General features: G+C 40.0%; 20 protein-coding genes. 7 read left to right on the top strand and 13 right to left on the bottom strand.

Features of this window, described 5'->3' with window-relative positions:
* Positions 1-34 precede the first annotated feature (34 nt).
* The 4 genes from waaA (at position 35) to ACMZOO_RS11635 (ending at position 5182) form a co-directional block, all read left to right on the top strand.
* Positions 35-1363, top strand: coding sequence for a lipid IV(A) 3-deoxy-D-manno-octulosonic acid transferase (waaA, locus tag ACMZOO_RS11650; RefSeq protein ID WP_440903510.1), 1329 nt, complete (start codon positions 35-37; stop codon positions 1361-1363).
* A 166-nt stretch (positions 1364-1529) separates the two neighbouring features.
* Complete coding sequence (locus tag ACMZOO_RS11645; protein ID WP_440903509.1) at positions 1530-3605, top strand: TonB-dependent receptor plug domain-containing protein; 2076 nt, start codon at positions 1530-1532, stop codon at positions 3603-3605.
* 1 nt (position 3606) lies between these two features.
* Positions 3607-4383, top strand: coding sequence for a hypothetical protein (locus ACMZOO_RS11640; protein ID WP_440903508.1), 777 nt, complete (start codon positions 3607-3609; stop codon positions 4381-4383).
* Complete coding sequence (locus ACMZOO_RS11635) at positions 4358-5182, top strand: hypothetical protein (protein WP_440903507.1); 825 nt, start codon at positions 4358-4360, stop codon at positions 5180-5182. Before ACMZOO_RS11640 ends, ACMZOO_RS11635 begins: the two co-directional genes overlap by 26 nt.
* Positions 5183-5277: 95 nt before the next feature.
* On the opposite strand, the gene ACMZOO_RS11630 is transcribed toward ACMZOO_RS11635, so the two are convergent.
* The 4 genes from ACMZOO_RS11630 to ACMZOO_RS11615 all read right to left on the bottom strand — a co-directional run bounded on the left by ACMZOO_RS11630 (position 5278) and on the right by ACMZOO_RS11615 (position 11836).
* Positions 5278-7374, bottom strand: coding sequence for a TonB-dependent receptor plug domain-containing protein (locus tag ACMZOO_RS11630; RefSeq protein ID WP_440903506.1), 2097 nt, complete (start codon positions 7372-7374; stop codon positions 5278-5280).
* 87 nt (positions 7375-7461) lie between these two features.
* A complete protein-coding gene (locus ACMZOO_RS11625) occupies positions 7462-9252 on the bottom strand; it encodes a thiamine pyrophosphate-binding protein (protein WP_440903505.1) in 1791 nt (596 codons plus the stop codon).
* A gap of 119 nt (positions 9253-9371) precedes the next feature.
* Positions 9372-10925 carry a sensor histidine kinase gene (locus tag ACMZOO_RS11620; protein ID WP_440903504.1) on the bottom strand — a complete coding sequence of 518 codons (1554 nt, stop codon included), beginning with the start codon at positions 10923-10925 and terminating at the stop codon, positions 9372-9374.
* Positions 10922-11836 carry an ABC transporter substrate binding protein gene (locus ACMZOO_RS11615; protein ID WP_440903503.1) on the bottom strand — a complete coding sequence of 305 codons (915 nt, stop codon included), beginning with the start codon at positions 11834-11836 and terminating at the stop codon, positions 10922-10924. Before ACMZOO_RS11615 ends, ACMZOO_RS11620 begins: the two co-directional genes overlap by 4 nt.
* 146 nt (positions 11837-11982) lie before the next feature.
* Between ACMZOO_RS11615 and rep the strand changes: the two genes are divergently transcribed.
* Positions 11983-13992 (top strand): DNA helicase Rep, encoded by a 2010-nt coding sequence (gene rep, locus ACMZOO_RS11610; RefSeq protein ID WP_440903502.1) that lies wholly within the window; start codon positions 11983-11985, stop codon positions 13990-13992.
* On the opposite strand, the gene ACMZOO_RS11605 is transcribed toward rep, so the two are convergent.
* From ACMZOO_RS11605 to tatA, 9 genes are all read right to left on the bottom strand, one after another.
* Entirely contained in the window at positions 13967-16582 is a 2616-nt protein-coding gene (locus ACMZOO_RS11605; protein WP_440903501.1) for a bifunctional diguanylate cyclase/phosphodiesterase, read from the bottom strand. The genes rep and ACMZOO_RS11605 overlap by 26 nt on opposite strands.
* Positions 16583-16945: 363 nt before the next feature.
* Complete coding sequence (locus ACMZOO_RS11600; RefSeq protein WP_440903500.1) at positions 16946-17347, bottom strand: c-type cytochrome; 402 nt, start codon at positions 17345-17347, stop codon at positions 16946-16948.
* Positions 17348-17526: 179 nt separating this feature from the next.
* Positions 17527-18909 carry a hypothetical protein gene (locus tag ACMZOO_RS11595; RefSeq protein WP_440903499.1) on the bottom strand — a complete coding sequence of 461 codons (1383 nt, stop codon included), beginning with the start codon at positions 18907-18909 and terminating at the stop codon, positions 17527-17529.
* A gap of 210 nt (positions 18910-19119) precedes the next feature.
* Positions 19120-20118 (bottom strand): porphobilinogen synthase, encoded by a 999-nt coding sequence (gene hemB / locus ACMZOO_RS11590; protein ID WP_440903498.1) that lies wholly within the window; start codon positions 20116-20118, stop codon positions 19120-19122.
* 24 nt (positions 20119-20142) lie between these two features.
* Positions 20143-21483 carry a GGDEF domain-containing protein gene (locus ACMZOO_RS11585; protein WP_440903497.1) on the bottom strand — a complete coding sequence of 447 codons (1341 nt, stop codon included), beginning with the start codon at positions 21481-21483 and terminating at the stop codon, positions 20143-20145.
* An 8-nt stretch (positions 21484-21491) separates the two neighbouring features.
* Positions 21492-22307: a TatD family hydrolase gene (locus ACMZOO_RS11580; protein WP_440903496.1), complete on the bottom strand. Its 816-nt coding sequence runs from the start codon at positions 22305-22307 to the stop codon at positions 21492-21494.
* Positions 22308-22309: 2 nt separating this feature from the next.
* A complete protein-coding gene (gene tatC / locus ACMZOO_RS11575; protein WP_440903495.1) occupies positions 22310-23065 on the bottom strand; it encodes a twin-arginine translocase subunit TatC in 756 nt (251 codons plus the stop codon).
* Positions 23062-23433 (bottom strand): Sec-independent protein translocase protein TatB, encoded by a 372-nt coding sequence (tatB, locus tag ACMZOO_RS11570; protein ID WP_440903494.1) that lies wholly within the window; start codon positions 23431-23433, stop codon positions 23062-23064. The genes tatC and tatB overlap by 4 nt, the downstream gene beginning before the upstream one ends.
* A gap of 1 nt (position 23434) precedes the next feature.
* Positions 23435-23698, bottom strand: a complete 264-nt coding sequence (gene tatA, locus ACMZOO_RS11565; protein ID WP_440903493.1) for a Sec-independent protein translocase subunit TatA — start codon at positions 23696-23698, stop codon at positions 23435-23437.
* A 145-nt stretch (positions 23699-23843) separates the two neighbouring features.
* On the opposite strand from tatA, the gene ACMZOO_RS11560 reads away from it, so the two are divergent.
* Together ACMZOO_RS11560 and ACMZOO_RS11555 are read left to right on the top strand one after the other, a co-directional pair.
* On the top strand, positions 23844-24743 hold the full coding sequence (locus ACMZOO_RS11560; protein WP_440903492.1) for a hypothetical protein: 900 nt from the start codon (positions 23844-23846) through the stop codon (positions 24741-24743).
* Positions 24744-24842: 99 nt separating this feature from the next.
* Positions 24843-25490: a DUF2959 domain-containing protein gene (locus ACMZOO_RS11555; protein WP_440903491.1), complete on the top strand. Its 648-nt coding sequence runs from the start codon at positions 24843-24845 to the stop codon at positions 25488-25490.
* Positions 25491-25530: the final 40 nt, after the last annotated feature.

Here is a 25530-nt window from a genome sequence, read left to right as displayed (position 1 = left end):
GTCAGTGCTCGCCAGAGCCTTAAGATTGTTGAATATGTTGCATTTTATCTACAATCAACTAATGCGTGTTTTATTGCCATTAATGCTCATTCGTTTAAAAAGAAAGTCACGCAAACTGCCTGAATATGGCATTAGGTGGGACGAGCGTTTAGGTAAAAAAAATATAGATGTTGCACCGGGCGGCATATTATTTCACGTAGCCTCATTAGGCGAAGCGATTTCAGCAACACCTGTTATTGAAGCTATATTAGCCAAATATCCCAAATTACCAGTTACCATAACCAGCACCACACCAACCGGCTCTGCGCAAATAAAACAGACGTTTGCAGACAGAGTTGTCCACTGCTATTTGCCATTCGACTTACCAATAATTCAACGCAAGTTTATTAACCAAATTCAACCTAATGTGTTGGTATTAATGGAAACCGAACTTTGGCCAAACTTAATATTTCATGCTAAGCGCATAAATTGCCGCGTTATGGTAATGAATGCACGCTTGTCGAATAAATCAGCCAAAGGTTATAAAAAATTAGCCAAACTGACCGAACAAATGATGCAGCGGCTTGATTTAGTAGCCACACAATTTGCAGATGACGCACAAAGGTTTGCCCAACTGGGTTGTAGACCCGAACGAATAAAAATAACCGGCAATATTAAATTTGATACCCGACTATCAGAAAAAATGCAGCTACAAATTAATCAGTTTAGCCAAAACTGGCGACATACACGCCCAGTTTGGTTGGCCGCGAGTACACATGAAAAAGAAGAAGAACAAATACTCGCAGCTCATAAAACTTTGTTGGCTGAGCATGCCGATTTGCTGCTGGTATTATTACCGCGCCACCCTGACCGCTTTGAAAGCGTATATGAACTTGCCTCTGAACAATTTAACTGTGAATTAAAATCTGAATGTATGGGGCGTTTAGCGCAACAAACCCAAGTGCTAGTTGGCGATACGCTAGGCGAAATGGCAATTTATGTTTCGGTAGCAGACATAGTATTTGTAGGTGGCAGCTTAGTGGCAACAGGCGGACACAACCCATTTGAAGCAGCTTGCCAACAAAAACCAATTGTTTATGGCCCACACGTATTTAATTTTGAAAAAAGTTACCAAGTACTAGCGCAACAACAAGCATGCGCTCAGGTGAATAACCCAGCAGAACTAGCCAACAAAATACATGAACTACTAACCAACCCAGCGCAGCGTGAACAATTAGCCAACAATGCCCACAACTGCCAGCAGAAATTTCAAGGTGCAACCGAACAAACGGTCAACTTAATTGAAAACCAATTAGAAATAGCAATAAAAACTACAAAACGAGGTCAGCCGTATACCAGCTATAAAGCCAGTGCGTATAATTGACTGATTGCCACTTCCTCTTTTGAGACCAAATGAGCTTCCAGTATTAATCGTTCAAAATACAGACAACTCAACGAGATAAATTTAATTATGATTAAGTTTACCCTTGTTTTTTCAACAAAAAGCGCTAGTCTGAATTAGACAATAATTCTAAAATTCCGGTTTATATATGAATAAAACTTATAAGTGTTACAGCTTGCTGGTTGGACTTCTCCCTTTCGCGGTATTTGCACAAGATCCATTTGCTGAAATGGGTATGAGTATGGAAGATTTATACGGGGATGAAGAATTCGTTAGCATTGCAACCGGCACAAAAAAAGCAATTCATAAAGCGCCTTCAGTCGCCACTGTTATCACATCTGATGACATAAAAAAAATGGCGGCAAACAATGTTCACGAAATTATAGAAACCGTTACAGGCATTCATGCCTACCCTTCCAAATTAAACCGGATGAATCCTTCCTACTCAATTCGAGGTTTGCATACTGACCAAAATCCACAAGTTTTAGTATTGGTCAATGGTGTGCGCACCACATACGAATTTACTGGGGCTAAATGGAACGTGTTTGATGTGGGGGTAAATTTAATTGAGCGAATTGAAATTATTAAAGGCCCAGGCTCTGCAGTTTATGGCGCAGATGCATACTCGGGTGTAATTAACATCATCACAAAAACCAGTGACAATGGCTTTGAAAATAATTTAGGTGCGAAAGTTGGTTCTTTTAAAACCAAATCAGCTTGGATAAATTATGGCCAGAAAGACGAAGATTATTCCTATACTGTTAACTCTCAATGGCAAACTACAGACGGCGACCACAACAGAATAGTTGACCAAGATTTGCTCAGTATTATGGGGTTAACCGATTTATCACTCGCACCAGGTCCATTAGACACTAAACACGAATATATGGACTTGCATTTTGACGGGCGTTATAAAAACTTTTATACCAACCTTTGGTATTTGGATATTGAAGGTGGCACAGGTGCTGGTGCAGCACAAGCGCTCACAGATAAAGACTACACCAAAAGCACACAATATTTTGTGCAACTGGGCTATAAAAAAGAATTAAGTGATAAATTTAGAATTGATGTTAAAGGTTTCGCACAAAAATATGACTCAGAAACCTATTTTCAAATATTCCCACCCGGATATAAAGATGGCAACGGCACCTTATTTACCAAAGGGTATATTGGTGTAACCATTTTAGAAGATACTAACTATGGTAGTTCACTCACAGGTTATTATACCCCCAATAACGAACACAACCTCAGATTAGAGCTAGGCTTTAAATATAGTGAAGAAAACTCTGACGAACTAAAAAACTTTGGTGCGGGTGTACTGACCGGAGATGAAGTTGAACAAGACGATACGCTCGTTAGTGTTAAAGGCACCCCTGGTATATTTATTGGTGACAATGATAGGAAGTTAAGTTATTTGTCGATCCAAGATGAATGGGCCTTTGCCAATGATTGGGAATTAACCGCAGGTATTCGCTACGACAACTATTCTGATTTTGGCTCAACTATAAATCCTAGGTTAGCTTTGGTTTGGCAAACAAGCTACAACCTCACCACTAAGTTTTTATATGGTAGCGCGTTTAGAGCACCTTCATTTGGAGAGTTATACGCCAGCAACAATCCTGTATTGTTAGGTAATCCAGATTTAAACCCTGAAAAAATCAAAACATATGAAGTAGCACTTGATTATCGACCAAATTTCGACTGGCAGATAAATGTAAATATATTCAAATACTTCGCTACTGATTTATTCAAATATGAACCACAATCAGATGGTACAGTTCAGCTACAGAACACGCAAAAGCAAAATGGTTTAGGCTTAGAAGTTGATGCTGCATGGGAAATAACCCCATCGATTAAAAGTAAGTTAGGCTTGGCCTTACAGTCATCCGAATACGCGCAGGGAGCAAAAGTTGCTGATGCGCCTCAAAAATCAGTTAACTGGCAACTTGGCTGGGCTATTGGCAACGATTGGCACCTTAATTTACATAATCGCTGGATTTTGGATAGAAGTCGCGAAGTTGGTGATAATCGTAAGAAAATAAGCGACTATAGCATTAGCGATTTAACAGCTCTGTATACTCTGAATGATAAAGTTGAATTGAGTTTTTCCTGCAAGAACTTATTTGACAAAAAAGCATTTGAACCTTCGGGTCCGAGAATTCCCGGTGACTATCCACTAGAGACTCGTGGCTTTTGGCTCAGTTTAAACTATGCAATAGATTAAAATGACAGACAAAAACAATGGGTTTAAATATGCAAGAGGAATGCAAACAAGTATCACGCTAGAAGAAGCAGCCACAGACAATCAATATAGTGCCAACAAGCGCTATATTCATGGTTATGATCAGGATGATATCCTTCTAAATTGTAGCTACATAGAAACTCTCTTTTTAATGTTCATTGGAGAACGTCCATCTGAAAAGCAAAAATATTTATTAGAACTATTGCATCTAGCTCTAATAAACCTTGGTCCAAGGCATCAAGCTGTTAGAGCCTCAATGCAAGCAGGTGTCAGCAAATGCAATGTTGAGCATATTCTCCCCATTGGCTCGATCATATCAGGAGGGGAGCAAAACGGCGCTATTTGTGTCTACAATACCTACCAGTTTTTAGAACAACATAATCAAACGCAAATCGCTGCTGTAGTAAATAAGATTGTAAAAAACGATATAGAACCCCAAATTGGTTTTGGTCAGTCTTATCAAGATATAGACCACGTTACCAATCGGCACTTTTTGATAATTTCAGAAAAATGCTCAAGCACTAAAATGACTTGGCTGAAAAATATGGTGCTAGCGCTGAATGAAAAAAAAATAGGCATACTTCCAGCTGGTTTATGTGCGGCAATATGCTGGGAACTCGATTTTTCGCCTCGCCAGGCAGCTGGAATTTTTCAATTGGTTTGTGCACCAGCTATTCTTGCACATGGAATTGAACAAATGAGCCTACCTATTACTAGCAGCCCTATGTTAAACGATGAAAATTATATCTATGGCGAATAAACCTCGTTCAATCGACGACTATCGCGGGGTCATCTACTCAAAATCAGGAAAGTGGATTGGTGGACAAGACGTCATCATTCACGGACACTCTCTGTTTTCCGACCTATTTAATCAAGCTTCTTATATGCAAATCATCGTTTTGAATGCAACTGGTAAGCTGGTATCTAAACGCCTTGCGAATTGGCTCGAAAATAATTTTATGTGTATGAGTTACCCCGATTCAAGAATTTGGTGTAATCAAGTTGGAGCGTACGCAGGCATATCTGGGACGTCACCAAGCGCTGCAACTGTGTCAGGCATACTTGCTGCAGACTCTCGTGCATATGGCGGAAGTCAAACGACCAAACTTGCAATGCAAGCTTTACTGGATTCTTTTAATAGGCATATTAACGGTGAGTCTTTGGAAGACATAATATCTTCTGCCCCACTGAAACATGGTAAACCTGCGCTGATAGGGTTTGTTAGACCTGTAGATAAAAAAGATGAACGTATAACTCCACATATTCAAATGAGTAAACAACTTGGCTTCGGAGTTGGTCAATACATGGAATTTGCAATGGAATTGTCACAGCTACTGGAAGCTAAATTCTCTTCGGGCATTAATATTGGAGGTTATACTGCGGCCTTTCTACTTGATCAAGGGTTTACTCCAGAAGAAGGTTATCGGATAAAAGCAGGTTGCGTGGCGAGCGGCGTAACCGCTTGTTATATAGATAACTACAAAACTGCTGCTGAACATTTCTTACCGATGAAATGCGTAGATATCTCTTATACAGGTAAAAACAAACGTAAACTCTAAGTCCGTGAGATCACAAAAACGACGACCTGTACCATTAATACTTCCCACTAGAATGCCTAAATCTGACAATACCTATCATTTTTGTTTTATTCACATTAAAACTGATATCTAACTTCACCTAAAAACGACCGACCAGCTTGAGGAAGGTCATTGATTATATTGATGCCTGCACCACTAATAAACGAAGGTTCTCTAACATCCGCATCAAACACATTTTTTACTATTAGCCTAGTTTCGAAGTTGGAGTTCTTGGGCATCCATCTAAGGGTTAAATCACTTAACCAATAATCATCAATTTGCTCACGGTCGTCACCAGTTTCCCGTAATCGATTTTGCACTAAATGGTTTTTAAAGTTTAATCTGAGTGCATCTGTCATTTGCCAATCCGCTTGTGCAAACCATTGTTGCTGCGGCACTAGTGCAACATCTGTATTGTTAGTTTTATTTTCCGCTTTTGACCAAGCGTAATTCATAGATAATTTAAAGTTGCGGGTTGGCGTCCAATTAAACTCTAATTCACTCCCATAAGCCGATTGTTTGCCTAAATTCTGTGCAACCAATCCAATCACTCCAGATGTGGGAGAAAACTGAATGATGTCATTCCAGCTGTACTGATAAAAATTCACTACCATACCAACACCATCAAGCGGGTGATAATCAAATACCAGCTCACTGCTTTCAATGGTTTCCGGTTGAATATTTGGGTTACCTAACGACGCAGGGTTGTTGATATTACCTCGATCGGCAAAAGAAGGCGCTCGGAAAGCTTTGCCATACAATAATTTGGTGGTTAAGTTTAAACTTGTCGCCCAAACTAATGCTAGCCTAGGGTTGGTGGTTGAGCCAAAATCTGAGTAGTCATCATGTCTTATACCGGCAGTTAGTTCCCAGTCGTTCGCAAAACTCCATACATCTTGCAGATAAATATAATAGTTGTCTCTATCGGTTTCTTTAAGAAAAACCAGTTCGGTGTCACTTACATCTATTACTTCTGGATAAGCAAGCAAGCTTCCATCTTGTTGTATCTCAAAGTTCTTCGTTTCTCTAACACGATATAAGTCACCATTATAATAACCAGCCCCAACACGCACAGCGTGTGAACTGAAGCCTGTATAATTAGCGGTTATATTTAGCCGTTTATGTTTTTCCCAAACTTCAGGATTGCCAATAAATCCGTTAGGGAAATGCACACCACCGCCGCTCATATCGCCGGTAACTAAATTGTTGGGTAAAGTTATACCAGCTGGATATAGAATATATTGATTTTTAACCCTTTGTGATGTTTGAAAATAGGCTAGCTGAGCATTTAACTCTAAATTATCAGTTACATTTTTAGCATAATTCAAATCGAAATTTATACGCTGACTTTTCTGCCTGCTAGCTAAATCTGGTGCTTCAACTATGCCTGCACCGTTGCCATTATCATCTCTAAGTTGATAGCCGAGCCTGAATATCCAATCTGTATAACTAACTTCACCTCTAAAATCAGTGTTTGTAGTCATTAAACTAAATGGTTGAGCAGGGTACTTTTCATCACGCTCTAAACCGTCGGTTTTATGGTGTTCTAATATGGCGGAATATCTTAACTCGCCGTTACTGCCAGCCAAAGCTAGCCATGCATCTTTGGTGTTGTAACTACCCGCCCTCAAACCAACTTGGTTACTTTGAATATCATCGGTATTTTTAGTAATAATATTGATAACACCAGCAAAAGCATCAGCACCATAAATTGCAGAACCTGGGCCACGCATCACCTCTATACGTGAAATAGCTTCTACTGGCATGCCGCCCCAAACTTGATTTCTATTGCCGGTAAAATTGTTGGTAATGGGCACACCATTAACTAACATAAGTACTTGTGAATTGTAGCGGCTTCGAATACCTCTGAATGAATAAACAGGCAAGTATGAATTACTGTCACGAGAAACATGCAAGCCAGGAATAGCTTCTAATACGTCGTCAATATCAGTTGCACCCATTTGCTTGATTTGTTCCGCATTGAATACACTGGCTACGGCTGGCGCTTTATGAATTTGTGTTTTTATTCCAGTGGCAAGTTCAATCATTTCTTCGCCGCCATAGAAGTCGCCGAGAAAATCTTCCGCTACAATAACTTCCTCAACTAACTCAGCATGTGCCGTAGGCAGCCATACAAACGCTAGCACTAGTGACAAAACTCTAAATTGCATCATGCCCCAACACTGTTAATTCAACTACTGTTGCACATTGTAATGCAAATACACTCCTATCAGCTAACGCCATTTTATCGACAACTAACATCAAGTGTTTTTATTTTGATCTGGCGCTGCGGTTAAAAATACTGTCTCCACCCCTGCATTTAAACTTTTAACTCTATCCATCATAGGTGGTACTTCTTCTGGATCAATTCGCACATCTAAAACCATGGGTTTATTGCCCGAAAAAATTGATTTTAAATCCAATTTCTCCAATTGTTCTGGCGTTTCAATCACTAAGCCTTTTGCACCTTGTGCTCGTGCAAGTACAGCAAAATTGACCATATTTAACTCCCAGCCAATAGATTCGGCTTGGCTCATACGCTGGCCAAATTTAACCATGCCATAAGCAGAGTCGTTTAAAATAATAAATATAATGGGCAATTTGTATTGAACGGCAACACCTATTTCGTGCGAACTCATTTGCATAGCCCCATCACCTATCACACAAACATGGGGCTCTTCAGGACGGGCTATTGCTGAACCTATAATTGCACCAACGGACCACGCCATACTGCCGAATCCCATAGCGATTCTGTAGGTACCAGAGTTACTGCATGTTGTTAAATAATGCGTCGCCCATGCCCATGCGTTACCTGCATCAATACAATAACGTGCATTTTTGGGCATTTTGGTGGACAAAAACGCCATTAACCTTTGTGGCTTAATTGGAGTTGCATTCGATAAACAAACTTCTTCTTCGGTTATTTCACTAAACCCACCTAATGCATTTTTGTTTATTTCAACTTCTAAACCTTGCCAAGTGCGACGCCAACTTTGTTGCGAAATTTTGTTGAGCAAGCGGTTTGCAATACCATTTAAATGGCCACACACATGCAGCCTAGCCATAGGTGAGCGGCTAAAACTTTCAACCGATGAGTCGATATGAATCAGCTTGTTATTCAATATATCTTTGGATAATCCGCCAATGCCGGTTTCTGTAATGGAGGTACCAAAAGCTAAAATAAGTTCTATATTTGGATTTTGAAATAGCTCTTTGGCTGATTTGTGTCCTGCATAACCGTATACACCACGGTATAACGGGTGTTTTTCATTTACCCAGCGTTTTCCCATTGGCCCAGATACAAATGGTGCATTCAGGGCTTCTGCTAGGCTTTCAATTTGGTTGTAGGCTCGGCCACAGCCGTGACCAACAAACAATACTATATTGTCGGAAGTTATAACGGCTTCAATTAGCTGCTCTACCGCATAGGTATCTTCATTCGAAGCCTGATTCATTAAGTAATTAATATGTACATTTGGCAGCTCGCTGCCATATGGCGCGCGTAAAATATCTGAAGGAATACTAATATGAACCGGGCCTTTAGGTGACTGCAGCGCATTCATTAAAGCCGAAATCAATTTGCTCTCTAGCTGTAATTCATGCGAGACCAAAGTATTGTACTTAGTGCAGTTTCTGAATATGCCAACCGTATCTATGGCTGTTTCACTTGAGTCTTGCAAGGCGCGTTTACCAAATTTTGGTAACGCAGTTTGAGCGGTAATCACCAACATAGGGGTTTTATCTACAGAAGCTGACGCAACCCCAGTAATCAAGTTTGTCGCCCCTGGCCCTGTGGTGGAACAAACAACACCTAGCCTGCCAGTTTCCCTAGAATACCCATCCGCCATAAAGGCGGCCGCACATTCGTGCCGCGCAATAATGACCTTTGGTCCACCTCGCCGCTCTGAACGGGCAAGTGCATTAAATAAGGGTTCAATTGCGCCGCCTGGTACGCCAAAAACATATTCCACTTTTAGTTGGCGTAAATATTCCAGAATTAAATCGGCATAGTCGTGAATCGGCATAAGTTGTGCGTCTACTGCTTTAGTCATTTTAACTTCTTCCGCTAACCATTATTAATTATTATTTTTTCAATACTAATGCCGTTTCAGTGTAGTTTCATTTACTCAAATTAATCAACTATTTGACTGGAAATATCTAAAAAATTTAACTACAGAGGTAAAGTCACGGTAAAACAGGTGCCTTCACCGACTTTACTATCAACTGTTATTTCGCCGCCTAACAAGCGTGCAAACTTCTGACTAATCGCCAAACCTAAACCTGTGCCTTCAAATTCACGCGAGCTTGAACCTTGGTCAGGCCTGCTGCTTTGCCCTACTTGTCTAAACTCATCAAATATCTCGGCTAGTTTAGCTTTTGGAATGCCCTTACCTGTGTCTGATACTTTAATTGCAAAGGTTTCTTCACCACACTCAAAGTCTAAACTTATGGTACCTTGTTTAGTAAATTTACAGGCGTTGCTCAGCAGGTTGATAACTATTTGCTCTAGTTTTTCTTTGTCGGTTTCAATCATAAGTTCAGTTGGATTTTGAGGGCCAACAAATAAATTTTGGTGTTTATCTAACAAAGGTGAAATGGTATCTACGGCAAATTCAAGTGAGGGTTTGAGTAAAATAGTTTCTTTTTTAACTTCCATACGACCGGCCTCTACTTTCGACAAGTCTAAAATGCTGTTAATTAATACAAGTAAACGCTCGGCATTACGGTGAACCTTGGTCAAATCCCGCGTATATTCTTCCATGCCATCCATTTCCAGTTCTTCTTTCACGAGATCGATATAACCAATAATCGCTTGAATAGGTGTTCTAAGTTCATGGGTGATATTGGCTAAAAATACCGATTTGTGCCGAGAAGCTGTCAGTGCTGAATCTCTTGCTTGGACTAACTCTGCAGTTCTTACTTTAACTTCTTGTTCTAGTAGATCTCTGTGATTTCTCAGTTGTTCGTCTTGGTCGTCTAATGTAACCATCATGGTGTTATATGCATGGGCAATCTGGTTGATTTCTCGTGCCCCGACGACATTGGTTTGCAAATGCTCACCTGTGCGCTCTGCTTGTTCCATGATATTAGCCAGTTCGTTTATTGGCCTTGTTAGTCTGTTTACAATAATGTCGACTATCATCACCAACATAACAGCTACAATAGCGCTAATTAAAAATGTCGCGATAAATATATCGCGTGAGGTGTTAATCAGCGTTGTTTTGCTCAGTTTTACATATACAACACCTAATACACTTTGCCTATGCTGGTCGAACTCACCTAATCCAATATCCCCTTGATTAATATGCACTACTTGCCAAAACCAAAAATACTGTTCGTTTTCTTCGTAGCCTATGCCTTCACCTGCATACGGCGGTATAACCAGTTTTTCAAAATCAATATGTTGGTTAGCAATCACTTTTCGCTCGGCATCTATTACAGCTGCACCAACAACTGATTTAAAGCCCATAACTTGTTTAATAGCATCTTCGGCGTTGTCGTTACTGCCAGTTAATAGCGCTAACATACCTTGTTCGGCTAAGCCGCTTGTTGCTTGCATGGCATCATCCACTACAAGCTCTCTTATTTTGATACTACTTACCCAAGCCGTTAACGCACTACCCGATATACTGAGTACTACGATCCCACCAATTACATAGCTCATTAGCTGACGACGAAAACTCTGGTCAGGCGATATGTACTTCTCTATTAATTGTTTTATCATCGTTCCGGTAACACTATGTTAAACTGCTCTTTTTCTTGGCTTGTGTAACTTATACCAAGGTGTTTGGCCGTCCTTAGATTAACCGCTAGCAGTATGTGCTTCATCGGCAATACTTGTGGTTTTCCTGTTGGTGTTTGTAACATTTCGGCAAGTTGTTTACCGAGTTGAAAATGATCAGGGTAAAATGAAAATAACGCTCCGCGTTTTGCGTGTGTTGGTATGCTTGAAAGTACGATAAAACGTTTATCCCAACTCGCTTTTAGCACTAAAGGCAATACCACTTTTTCGTGCATAGCAACTGTATCTATTGGTAACCAAATTGCGTCTTGCTGGCTGAGCTTTTGTTCAACCAATTTGGCATAACTTTGTACCGCTTGTTTTAGCGAGTCCACAACTTGAATATTTGCGCCTATTCCCGCTTGTTTTAATGCTTGTTCGGTTAGTTTGGCAATCCAAGCATTTTGCTCACTAACGATAAGGTGTAACTTTTGAACTGAGGGGGCGACTAGCTTTAGTTTAGCCACCACTGTGGATGGGTCTGTCATCATACTCACGCCCGAATGTACTCCAGGCATTGTTGGATATGCACCAATAACAATTGAGTATTTGCGGTCTAGTTTACTAGCTAGTTTATAACCACGAGAACCTAATAGAACTAATTGGGTGATTGCATCTTCAGTTAGCTGTTTGTCGATATCGTCGATGCCGAGATCTTCACCAATGGCATAACCTTGAATGTCAGCATTGGTTTGTTCTTTTACCCCAGCTCTAATTTGTTCAAAAATAGATAAATAGGGTTCGCGCACATCTGGAAACAATACAGCAACAGGCGCCGCATAAGTGCAGTTACAATAAATGAATATCAGGCTAATCAATGACAGCGCATTAGAGATATGCCGCCTTAATTTCATTCCTTGCAACCTTATGAATATGAAGTGGTTTATCGTAAAACAATTGTAACCTATTGTTTGATGGCACGCTAATTTTGTTGTTTGTTTTGCCCAACGCAGTGGAAAAGCATACAATGCTCGCCCAATATTTTTTAGCTGCTGCAACTATGAAGTTAAATCCCGCTCAGGCTGAAGCCGTAAGTTATGTAACTGGACCTTGCCTTGTGCTTGCTGGCGCAGGTAGTGGTAAAACTCGTGTAATTACCAATAAAATTGCGCATATGGTGACAAATTGTGGTTACAAAGCGAATCAAATTGCTGCCGTTACCTTCACCAATAAAGCAGCTAAAGAAATGAAAGAAAGGGTTGCAGCCACTTTGCCCAAAGGCGCGGGTAAAGGGTTAATGGTGTCGACTTTTCACACCTTAGGTTTAACCATAATAAAAAAAGAATACAAAACCTTAGGGATTAAACCCGGTTTTAGTTTGTTTGATGACCAAGACACTATCGCCTTATTAAAAGCGCTGACAGAAAAAGAATTAGAGGGTGATAAAGACGAATTACGCGCAATTCAGTCGGCGATTTCAAATTGGAAAAATGACTTAATTTTACCACAGCGCGCTTTACAGATAGCTAAAGATGAAAAAACACAATATCACGCTCGCTGTTACCAAAATTACCAAACTCAAATGACTGCTTATAATGCCTTTGATTTTGATGATTTAATTTTAGTACCTACCCTGTTACTTAAACAAAATGAAGAAGCGCGTAATCGTTGGCAACGAAAAATCCGCTATTTATTGGTAGATGAATATCAAGATACTAATACCAGCCAATATGAGTTAGTTAAACAAATTGTTGGCTCGCGCGGTTTATTTACTGTGGTTGGTGATGACGATCAGTCAATTTATAGTTGGCGTGGGGCGAAACCACAAAACTTAGTGTTATTGGGCACAGATTTTCCAAAATTGCGTTTAATTAAACTTGAGCAGAATTATCGTTCGGTGCAACGCATCTTAAACGCGGCCAATATTCTAATTGCCAATAACCCGCATGTTTACGATAAATCGTTATTCAGTGAAATGGCCTATGGTGAGCCGATTCGCGTTCTATTTGCTAAAGATGAAGAAAACGAAGCTGAACGTGTAGTTGCAGAGCTTATTGCTCACAGGTATATGCGCAAAAGCAAATACAAAGATTATTCCATTTTGTATCGAGGTAACTTCCAGTCGCGCGTATTTGAAAAAGCCTTAATGACTAACCGTATCCCATACAAAATTAGTGGTGGTACATCGTTTTTTGCACGCAGCGAAATTAAAGACATCATGGCCTATTTACGTTTGTTGGTTAACCCTGACGATGACAATGCATTTTTGCGTATTATCAATGTACCTAAACGTGAAATTGGCCCTGCGACCTTAGAAAAAGTCGGTCAGTTGGCTAACCAATTACACATTAGTTTATTTGCAGCTTCATTCGAAGGCCAATTAGAACAGGTGCTTTCAGGCAAACGCCTAGAAAACTTACAACAGTTCTGCCGCTGGATGGTGGAATTAGATGATAGGGCACAGCGTGGTGATACTTTGTCTGCAGTACGCGACCTGATAAAAGGCATTCGCTACGAAGAATTTTTATATGAAACTTCTCCAAGTGGCAAAGCTGCTGAAATGCGCATGAAAAACGTCAGCCAACTATTTAGTTGGATTAGCGACATGCTTGAAGGCAGTGAAGACGAAGAGCCACTAACACTAAAAGAAGCAGTGAATAAATTAACCCTTCGCGATATGATGGAACGCGGCTCGGAAGAAGAAGAAGCAGATCAAGTTCAACTGATGACTTTACATGCTTCTAAAGGTTTGGAATTTCCTTATGTGTTTCTAGTTGGAGCCGAAGAAGGTTTGTTGCCGCATCAGTCGAGTATTGATGAAGATAACATTGAAGAAGAACGACGTTTAGCTTACGTTGGCGTAACTCGCGCACAAAAAGAGCTGATATTTACCATAGCGAAAGAGCGCCGCCAGTTTGGTGAAGTCATCAAAACCGAACCAAGCCGTTTTTTATATGAAATGCCGCAAGACGATTTGGTTTGGGAGTATCAAAAACCAAAAGCAAGCCAAGAAGAACGCCAACAAAAAGCACAAGCACACATTGCTAACTTGCGCGATTTGTTAAAGTAATATCTTCAGACTCTATATCGGTTAACATACGGCGGTAAAACTCATCTGAGCTAACCGCCTCAGCTAACAGCCGACCTTGCGCAAACAAACAGCCCATATTTTCAGCCGTTTCTTTCATCAACTCAGTTTCAATTCCTTCAGCTATTACGATAAAACCTTGTTCATGACCTATAGCCACGATAGACGCGGCAAAACGTCTTTGCGCTAAATCATCTTCTGCTAAATGAATAAGTTTGGCATCTACTTTGACGAAATCAAGTTCACCACTATATAACAGAGCTAAACTGGCAACACCCGCGCCAAAGTCATCCAGCGCAATACGAACCCCTAAATTACGCAGTGTTTCAAAACATTGCACGCACTGCTCTATATCGGTTAAACCCCGTTCGGTGAATTCGAGTATTAAACCTTGTACCGCATCACCAATACCCGAAAGTGCTTCTAACATTTGGTCAAAGGCGTTTTCGTCACACAAACTGCGACTACTGATATTCACCGAAATCAGCGCTTTATCGTCGATAATATCTCTGTGGGCTAAAAATTCACAGGCATGTGCAACCGCTTGTTCGTCTATTTGTAAAATCAGCCCAGTATCGTAAGCCATTTCGAGAAAATCGGCGGGTTTGAGCATGCCTTGTGTTGGATGTTGCCAACGCACCAAAGCTTCAACCGCAGCGACTTCATTGGTATTTAAATTAACTACAGGCTGGAAAACAAACTCTAATGCGCCTTCTTTTAACGCTTTACGTAATTCACTTTCTTGATTGAGTTGGTTGATTAATTGGGTATGCAAACTTTGGTCAAACAATACATAGCGGCCTCTGCCTTTATGTTTAGCTTGATACATAGCTGTGTCAGCATCACGCAGTACATCAGCTGGTTTGTTGTAACCTTGTTCACTGCCTGTAATACCAATACTACAACCTGCGTAAATTTCGTTACCGTCGATATCGAAACTCGCATTTAAGGTGTTAATGATATTTTGCGCTATTTGTTGCGCGCGTTCTAGTGAGGCTGACTGCTGTATTAAAATAACAAATTCGTCTCCCCCCAAACGCGCAAGTACTTCGCCATCAGTTAAACAGGTTAATATTCGATTGCTAACTTCAACTAAAAAACGATCTCCGGTTAAGTGCCCAAAGGTGTCGTTAATCAGCTTAAATCTATCTAAATCAATAAACAGCACTTTGTACTGATGGTTAGGATCCATAGTTGCACAAGCAACTGCATGCATTAGTTTACGGTTAAACAGTTGGCGATTTGGCAACCCTGTTAGTAAGTCGTGATTAGCATCATAGTAGAGCTTTTCTTGAACTTTTATCCGTTCTTCAATTTGCTGTTGTAGGTCGTTATTTGCCTCGTTTAACGCTTGTGTACGCTGATTTACTGTATTTTCTAGCTGGTCTTGCGCTTGCAACATACTTTGTTGCGACTGCCATCTATGCGCTATCAAGTTAAAGTGCATAGCTAAAAAATTGGCAAGTTCTGTATCTTTCTCTACAAATGCTTGTTCGCTATCTGGTTTAAATATAACCAGCAATACACAGTTGTTTGTTTCCGATTGTAATGGGGTGATCAGCCAAATATGTTTATTTAACGATAGCTTTTGTTGTTCGTTGGCTGCGATTGCGCCAAATGCGATTAAATGGTTAATTTCTTTTTGCGTTAAAACCATAGACTGAGGATCTAATGAAACATATTCATTTAAACATTGGTATGTTTGTAGCTCATTAATATCCTCAATTGCCGACGCCCCAAGATAACTCCACTTTTTATTTTGTTCATCGTATTCTGCAATATAGTTCGGCAGTTCAAATACTTGATTCGCAATTAGACTAAAGTTTTGAAATAGTGCGTCTTTTGCATTGGAAAAATTAAATTTTTCTGACAATTCCAATAAGTGTTTCTGTGCAGTTTGATATCTTTGCTGTTGCCCGATTTCAAGTTTGAGTTGTTGGTTAACTTGGTGCAGAGCACGCGTTCGACTATTTATTTCGCGTTCCATTAATGACTGACGCTGCATATGCTCAATCGAGTGGGATATATGCTCTGCCAACAATTCTAAAATAGCTTTGTCAGCTTGAGTAAACACTAGGGTTTGTTGATAACTGACCACAACTAACGCGCCAGTGTCACCATTTGTTAAATTAAGGGGCACTCCCAACCAACTGTTTGCCGGTTCGCCCAGCTCAATAATTTCGCCTTCTTCAATTAACTTTGCATAATCGTCACTGTTGCATAATAACGATTGGCGGCTGCGCAGCATATACCCAGTTAAACCAACATCAATGACACTATCTGGCAGATCTGGTTTATCTAAACACCCCTCTTGCGTTGCGTAATAATGTATATCGTACTTTTTGGTGATTGAGCCTTTGAATAGAATAAATAAATTTGGTGCTTTGACCACTGAGCCAATAACTTCGTGTAATTGAAAATAATAGTGCTCTTTGTCAAAACAATGACTGGCCAGTTCAGATATTTCCAACAAAGCAGCTTGCACTTTTTTTGCTTGTTTTTTTAGCCCAAGAAGCTTTTTAAGCTGTCTTGCTTTGTATGTTTGGGTTACACGTTTGGGATTATCAGTCACACTCACATCCAAATTATTGCTTACTAGCCACCGCCACATATAGGCGGACTTCAGATTAAATATAGCAGAGGCTTTTAAAAATACTTAACCGGACTAGTTTTTTGTTTGTTATTTTTCTAGCGTATGGCTAGCTGCAATAAATAGTTGACTGATTTAACTAGAATTTAGGATAGGTGGTCATTTAACAAACCAGCTAGCTCAGTTCAAAAATCAATCAAAAAAGGAATTCTAGCAGGAATGAAAACTATTTCCATAATAAAACAGCTTAAAATTAAGACAAGTTAGGTGGAAGTTTGCAGCAATTGAAAGGGGGTCATAAAGGTGAGTGCTGATGCCTCACCTTATAAAAGTTAAGCAGTTTGGTTAAAGATCTTTAATCATATGCTCGATTGCAGCTTTAATTTCGTCATCGCTACAATCCATACAAGTGCCTTTAGGTGGCATTGAATTAAAGCCGTTAATTGCATGAGATACTAATGTATCCATACCTTGTGCTACACGTACTTCCCAATCACCTGCATTGTTTGGTTTCGGCGCACCTAATACACCGGCGCTGTGACAAGCAGTACAGCTTGCATTATATATGTCGGCACCTGAACGAGCACCACCAGCACCAGCTGTTTGTGCAGCTGCTCCAGCAATATGTACTGAACCTATTGGTTTGATACGCTCTTTAATTGCAGCGTCGCTCATATCCGCTGCAAACACACTTGGCACAGCCATCATGGCACCAACAAGTGCCAAACTGCGTAAATTAAATTTCATAGTTGAACCCACTAAATTGTCTCCGCTAATTGCGCATGCTCTGCAAGATGAGCATAACTTCAATTAACTACTAAAAATTTTTTTACGATTATAACGGATAATTACGTTTGTTGAAGCGAGAATTGTCTATCAACGAGTGTTGTGTTTGATCTAGCTACAACACTCGTTAATTATGCCGATTACATAGCCAACAAACGAATTGTGCTTGGGCTACCTTCTACTGGTGTATCTGTATCTTGTGTTGGTTCAGCAATTAACACCCAGTCACCTGTGTTGCCATCTGTACCAAATTTAACACCTAGTTGTTGAGAAACAACTTTTGGCGCACCGTCACCATCATCTACTGCAACGTAAATGTCATAAGTATCAGAAGGGATAGCCATACGAGCAACATCACCCAACTCGCGTTGCGTTAAACGATAAGCTGTTGTTTCAAAATTTGCATTAGGTGCAACAAAATACAAATCAACTTCATCGTCACCTTGGTTATTTAATAAGTTAACAAAAGTAACTTGGTGATTTGACGTGTCTGGGCGGTTTGTATTCGTGAAAGATACATCATCTAAAACACCATCTTCATCACGGTATAAAACAACCGTTTTGTCGACACCACTAGCAAATGAATATAATGCTTTAATGATGTTTGAACCTTCTAAGCTCACACTATAAGAACCAGGTTCAATTTCAAATGACGTTGCAGCCAAAGCATCAGCAGCCACATCTGTGTACTCTAATTTTTGACCGTCTAATGCACCACCTTCCAAAGTTAAGGTATTGCCGTCAAAAGTTTCAGCACTGTTATACACTCTAAAATAAGATTTTAAATCAGGGTTTTTGAATTCTGTTGCGGTTGATAATGAATCTTGCAAATACACTAAAGTTAATTTGTCTTCATTGTTTAATTGAGTATCAACCAAAGCAAAATAATATTGGAAACTGCTAAATGTGTTTGCCGGTGAAGTATACAGAAGGTTTGCCGAGCTATCTTCTACTGTAAAGTAGTATTTATCCGTGTCAATTCTCTCGGTTACACTTTTACCGAACTCAACTGTCAGTTCTTTAACAAGATCACCACTGTCTTTATCAATTACGTCAACAGATAAAGTTCCAGGGAACTCTTGGGCTAAATGCATTAAATTAAATTCAAATTGATCATCATCATCTAAAACTGAAGATTCAACAATATTGTAGGTAAACAATAATGGCGTATCACCACTATCACCATCTAATGTACCAACAGAAACAAGGTAATTACGTTTGTCTTTTACTAAGTTTAAATCTGCTTCATATAAAGTTGTTGTTACATCATCAGATTCATCAACTTTAAGTTCAACTAATTTTGTACCTGATGGCACAGAAAGTCTTGATGATTTACCTTGATATGCAACCGACGAATAAAGAGTCTCGTCATGATACAGTTTGGTTACAGCTGTATTGGCTGATAAGTTGTAGTAAGTTAAGTAACTAGTACTGTTGGAGTTATTTGAATCACTGCTACCACATCCTGCTAGCAACACAGCGCTACCCAATAGCGCAGACCATCCAACGTTTTTAATATTCATGAGCACCCCTTTAGTCACTCTTATAAATTTTTTTAAATCTGTCTGAAAAATCAAACCAACGTACAACAAATACAACAGGCCGTTGCAATTAGCCCGCTATGATAGACGGATTCAACGCAACTTTAAATAACATTCTAAGTTCAGGCGTTAATTATTGAGCATTTGCCGTAATGTTTGTTTGGCTATGAGACTCAAATGCGTTTAATTAGTTCACTTGTTTAACCAAGTGGCGACATCTTTCGCAAAATACGTGAGTATGCCATCAGCTCCGGCTCGCTTAAACGCAAGCAAAGATTCCATGACACACTTTTCTTCATCTAACCAGCCTTGAGCAAACGCAGCTTTATGCATAGCGTACTCACCAGAAACTTGATAGGCAAAAGTTGGTACTTTAAATTCATCTTTAACTCGGCGCACTATATCTAAATATGGCATACCAGGTTTAACCATCACCATGTCAGCACCTTCTTGCAAATCAAGTGCAACTTCATGTAAAGCTTCATCACTGTTTGCCGGGTCCATTTGATAATTCTTTTTATCCGCGCCTTTTAAATTGCCCGCCGAACCAACGGCATCACGAAATGGCCCATAATAAGCAGACGCATATTTTGCTGCATACGACATGATACGTGTATTAACATGCCCTTGTGCTTCCAACGCCTGACGTATTGCTAAAATACGTCCGTCCATCATGTCCGATGGCGCGACGACATCTGCACCAGCTTCCGCATGTGACAGAGCCTGTTTCACCAAGATATCTGTCGTGATGTCATTTAAAACGTAACCTGATTCATCAATAATGCCGTCTTGGCCATGAATGGTAAATGGGTCTAGTGCGACATCCGTGATCACACCTAATTGCGGAAACTCGCTTTTAATCGCGCGGACAGTTTTTTGCGCCAGGCCATCGTCGGCATATGCCTCTTCTGCCATTAGCGACTTTTTTTCAACCGGAGTAACTGGAAATAAAGCAACCGCTGGTAAGCCAAAGTTGACTAATGGCTCTAACTCTTTCAATAACAGGTCAATTGATTTGCGTTCAACCCCAGGCATAGATGGTACGGTTTCTGTTCTGTCCTTGCCTTCAACAACAAAAACTGGATATATGAGATCATTTACCGTTAGCTGGTTTTCAGCCATTAAGCGTCGACTAAAATCATCAGCACGCATACGGCGTTTTCGGTTTAATGGAAAGTTTCCAGTTAACATTAAGGGCTCCATTCGACTCTAAAATTAATTTAACAAGGGTTTAACACTGCTGTTAGTGGCTAGTATTTGATTAAGCTCGTTCGATTGACACACTTGGTTTCGTCCAGCCTGTTTAGCTTGGTATAAAGCTTTATCCGCCAAAGCGATTAAATCAGTTGACTGCGACTCATGTGAAACTTGTTGCGAGTGTACACCCAAACTTGCAGTCACTTGTATTTCGCAGTCTTCTGCAGTGCAGACAGATGATTCGATTTGCTCACGCAAATGATTCGCCACTTGTAACACACCAGCTAAAGGGGTATTTGGCAAGATAATCGCAAACTCTTCCCCACCATAACGACATAAAGCGTCGGTTGAACGAGGGAGTAATTTTTTACACAAAGACGCAATATGTTGAATAACTTGATCACCAACTAAATGTCCGTATTTATCGTTAATTGATTTAAAGTGATCAATATCTAACATTATCAGGCCTAACTCAGTTTGCTCGCGGCGACCACGTCTGATTTCAGCTTCAATCCTTTGGTCAAAATAACGTCTGTTGCGAACTCCCGTTAGCGCATCTAGCGTGTTTAATTGTTCTAACTCTCTATTTTTATCTTGTAGCTCTCTTAGCGTAACTTCCAATTCGAAGTTACGCTCACGCACATCTGATTCTAACATTTCGTATGCGTCTTGCTGCTCCGCCAACTCGGTTTGCAATTTAAATGACTTTTCACGGTAGTCGTCGGCTAAGCTTTGAATTTGCACTAAACATTGTTGCTGCGTTTTTACAAACCTTGAGATCACTAAATATTGGCTGATAAACATACTCGCGGCAACAATTAACAGTGCCATAAATTGACTATAAATACAGATAGCTGTTGCACATAACCAGATAGCAGGGGTCAAACAGAGTAGTAGTTTGATAGCGATATTAACATTTGCTTTAAGACTTAACCACAGGGAAAAAGCGAATGAACAGAAGGCAATTGTTGCCAATGTTAAGGTATTAGCCCAACTTGGTAATAAATTCACTTCATACAATGCAGCTGTTACTAGCGACAAGCCAAATAAACCAAAGAGAAGCGGCGTTGCATTTGGTTTTGGATTCAATAACCACTTAGTTAACCAAATTTGCATGCTGACAAAGCTAAATAATCCAAGCAGCACAGCGAAACAAATCAAGTAATATAAGATTTTAGATTGCAATGGCAGCGAATTGATAACAATAAGCGCAAACAAACTTAGGCAAAAGCCAGCGCCTTGCGCCATAGTAAGTGCGGATACTCGGTTGCGAATTGCTGAGTGCTGAATACTAGCCATTATAGTAATAGCTAATGCCACACCAACTAACCAAAGTATCTGAGAATCTGCAATGACCATTATTCTCTCTATTTATAGTTATTATTTATTTGGAAGAAGCGTAAGCTATTTTCTCGTGTTTGAGAAGCTAGTTGTGCAAAACTTATCCCAAGTTGCTGTGCAATAAACTCGCAAATTTCGACTAAATATACGGGTTGATTACGTCGGCTCTTAGTTTTTTTCTGAATATGCCTAGGGATCAAATAAGGCGCATCTGTTTCTATTAATAAACGATCAGCTGGTATTTTGTCCAACAAAGGCAACAAATGCTGGCCACGCCGTTCGTCGCACACCCAACCTGTGATGCCAATATAACAGCCCATTTCAATATAGGCGGCTAATTCATCTGCTTCACCAGTAAAACAGTGAACAACCGTTTTGCTAAAATCGCTGACATTTTGTTGTAGTAACTGAACAAAATCAGCATGTGCATCACGCTGATGCAGAAACAAGGGAGCAGCAAGTTGCTCTGCAAGTTGTAGTTGCGCAGCGAATACTTGCCGCTGAATATCTCTAGGTGAAAAGTCACGATTGTAATCTAAGCCACATTCACCAATGGCAACCACTCTACTATTTTGCTGGTAAGCTTGCTGTAAAAAGTCGATATCTTCTGGCAAAAAATCTTTTGCATCATGTGGGTGGCAGCCAGCTGTGGTATATAAATTGGGGAAGTCTACGAGTAATTCGATTGCTTTTTGCGTTTCTTTGATGTTGGTCGAAGTGATAACAAAATTTTCGACACCAGCAAGAGTGGCGTTTTCAACCACATCTGCTCTGTCTTTATCAAACTGACTATTGGTTAAATTAACCCCAATATCAAATAACTTAGCCTCAGCTGAATGCAAACCTAGCTACCTTCCTCTTTTGCATCATCGGCTTCATCTTTAGCTTCTGGTTTGTAATATAACCTAGAACATATCAGGCCAAACTCAAACAAAAACCACATTGGAATAGCTAACAAAGTTTGTGAAATTACATCGGGAGGCGTTAATAACATGCCAACAACAAATACGCCAACCACCACAAAACGACGCTTCTCAGCAATTGCAGCAGGCGTAGATATACCCGCCCAAACCATTAAGATAATCGCGATGGGAATTTCAAACGCAATACCAAAAGCAAAAAACAGCTTTAATACGAAATCAAGATAACTATTTATGTCGGTTGATACAGTGACACCATCTGGTGCTGAGCCAACAAAAAACGGAAATGCTAGTGGAAATACGACAAAATACGCAAACGCCATACCACCATAAAACAACAAAGAAGAACTAAATAATAATGGCGCGATCAAACGCTTTTCGTGTTGATACAAGGCCGGCGCGATAAAAGCCCACACATGGTAAAGTGCAAACGGCATTGCAGCAAAAATTGACAAAACCATAGTCAATTTAAATGGCGTCAAAAACGGGGTCGCGACACCTGTTGCTATCATATTGGTATTTTCTGGCAAAGCATTCAGCAATGGCTGCGCTATCCAAGAATATATATCGTTGGCAAAACCAACCATAGCCACAAACACAATTAAAACAGCGACAACAATTTTTAATAGTCGATTTCTAAGTTCAACTAAGTGGGCAATTAAAGGTTGCGATTCACTCATGGCTGGTCGTTTTTCTTCGTATTTTCAACGGCGCTTTCTGCAGTTGGAGACTTGGTGTTTTCAGGTCGATTAACTTCTTTATGAATAGAGTTTACTTCACGCGCAGCGGCTTCAAGTTCAGCAATTGCACTACGCTCACTCTCGTTCAAGTTGTTCATACCTTTTTGTTCAGCTTGCTTGAGCTGCTGATGCAACTCGCTGACTCTAAGCTCATGATTAAGCTCTGCTTTTAAATTATTGGCTGTTTGGCGAACATTACGCATAACAGAAGCAACACTGCGCACTGCACCTGGCAATTTATCAGGGCCAAGTACAACCAAAGCAACAATGCCAATGAGGATCAATTCCCAAAAACCAATGTCCAACATATTAATCTACTTTTTGTTTGTCAGAGGTTGTATTTGTAGAAGGTGTTGCAGTTGGTTGTTTTTCTTCTATTTTTGTTTGCTCTTTTTTTTCTGTAATATCAGTTTCTTCTTTTAGGTTTTGCTCTTCACCTTTATATTCGTCTTTAAAACCTTTGATAGCTGCACCTAAATCACTGCCTAAGTTTTTTAATTTTTTTGTACCGAACAATAAAACGACTATGATTAATACTATGAGTAATTGCCAAATACTGATACCACCTAACATTGTAGACTCCTGGGGTTTGTTATTTGTAAGCGAGGAAAAACACTAGATGTTGTCCGTAGGTCGCTTGACAGTTAAATTTTGTGCTTATCTTAATGTAACTCGGCTGTGTTTACCACTAAGAATCATTTTGATATCCGTGCTTTTTTTGACTCAGCACAATGCTTGGGCGAATCCAGAGGCCAACACACAACCACCAAGTTGGTACGATGAAGTACAAGAAGATGTTTCAGATAGAATAACCACAACCGCCAATTGGTTTGACGGCTTTTTTGGCCAAGACAAATTAGACAAAGACAGAGCAAGTGCATCAGCAAAACTTCGATTAGGTTATGTGCCAATTGAACGCGACTTTGCGCGCTTTGAGCACCAATTTCGCCTACGTGCTCGCCTACCAAATTTAGAAGACAAATGGGATGTTATTGTCTCTGACTACAATGACTCAAACGAATCTCATGAATCGGAGCGAGTGATTAATGAAACCCAAGGTCAGCAGAAAAAAGAAGATTTGACAGTCGCGGTTCGTTATATTCATTCGCAAGATAATCGAAACTTTATTTCGACTAGAGTGGGTTTTGCCAAAGGCGCAGATATATATATTCGCACCCGCTATCGCCGGCAATTTTCTTTAGCAGATAAACTCAGCTTAGAAACAGAACCGGCGATTTATTATTATATTGCCCATGGATATGGTGCACGATTCGACTTCAAGATTGATTACCAATCTTCCGAAACAAGTTTATGGCGGCAAGACAACAGCTGGGAATATATTGAAGACGAAGAATATCCTGAATGGCGACACAATTTGCTGTTTTATCACCAACTCAACAATCAATCCGCTTTGATCAGTGGCATTTTTGCCCACGGCGAAATTATCAATGGTTATAAACTCGAAAATAAAGGCATTTTTGTTCGTTACCGCGCCCAAGCGCTACGCGACTGGTTTTATTTTGAAATAGAACCCTTTATTCATTACCCAGATTTTCGCGATCATGCGCATACGCCAGGCATTGCTTTACGCATTGAAATTAATTTTCAACAGCAATAACTATCAGCTAAACTAAAGCTAAATCTACTTTGAGGTTGCAAATCATGATGTATTTATTAGTAATTTTATTGAGAGCAACAAAGATTAGGAGTGTTATGCATGGTGATAAAACATCAATTCGTTGCTGTGTTGTTGGTGATGGGCTTATCTGCGTGCCAGAGTGCCTATTATTCAGCAATGGAGAAAGTCGGTTATCACAAACGTGACATTTTGGTAGATAGAGTTGAAGATGTGCAGCAGGCACAACAAGACGCCCAACAAGAATTTAAGTCGGCACTAGAGCAGTTTCAAAGTGTTGTGCAATTTGATGGTGGCGAACTTCAAGCCCACTACCAAAAACTTAATGATGAATACCAAGCGAGCAAAGAAGCCGCAGACGCGGTATCAGAACGTATAGATAAAGTTGAACAAGTTGCAGAAGACTTATTTGACGAATGGCAAAATGAATTAGAGCAATATTCAAGTGCTAAATTACGTTCACAAAGTGCAACTAAGTTAGCCAAAACGAAAGCTAGATATAAAACCTTGTTACGCGCGATGCGCCAATCTGAAAAAAAGATGCAGCCATTTTTATCCGCACTGCAAGACAATGTACTGTTTTTAAAACACAACCTGAATGCACAAGCCATAGGTTCACTTAAAGGTGAATTAGCAGAGATTGAAAAAGATGTTGAAAGCATTATTCGTGAAATTGATAGATCAATTAAAGAATCTGAGAAGTTTATCAATAGCTTAAATGCGAGTTAAGTGTTCAGCTTTAAGCCTAGAAATGGGCAAATGAAAAGAA

Origin of the sequence: Catenovulum sp. SX2 (assembly GCF_052056295.1) — a bacterium.
Taxonomy (GTDB): Bacteria; Pseudomonadota; Gammaproteobacteria; order Enterobacterales; family Alteromonadaceae; genus Catenovulum.
This window is presented reverse-complemented; position numbering and strand designations above follow the sequence as displayed.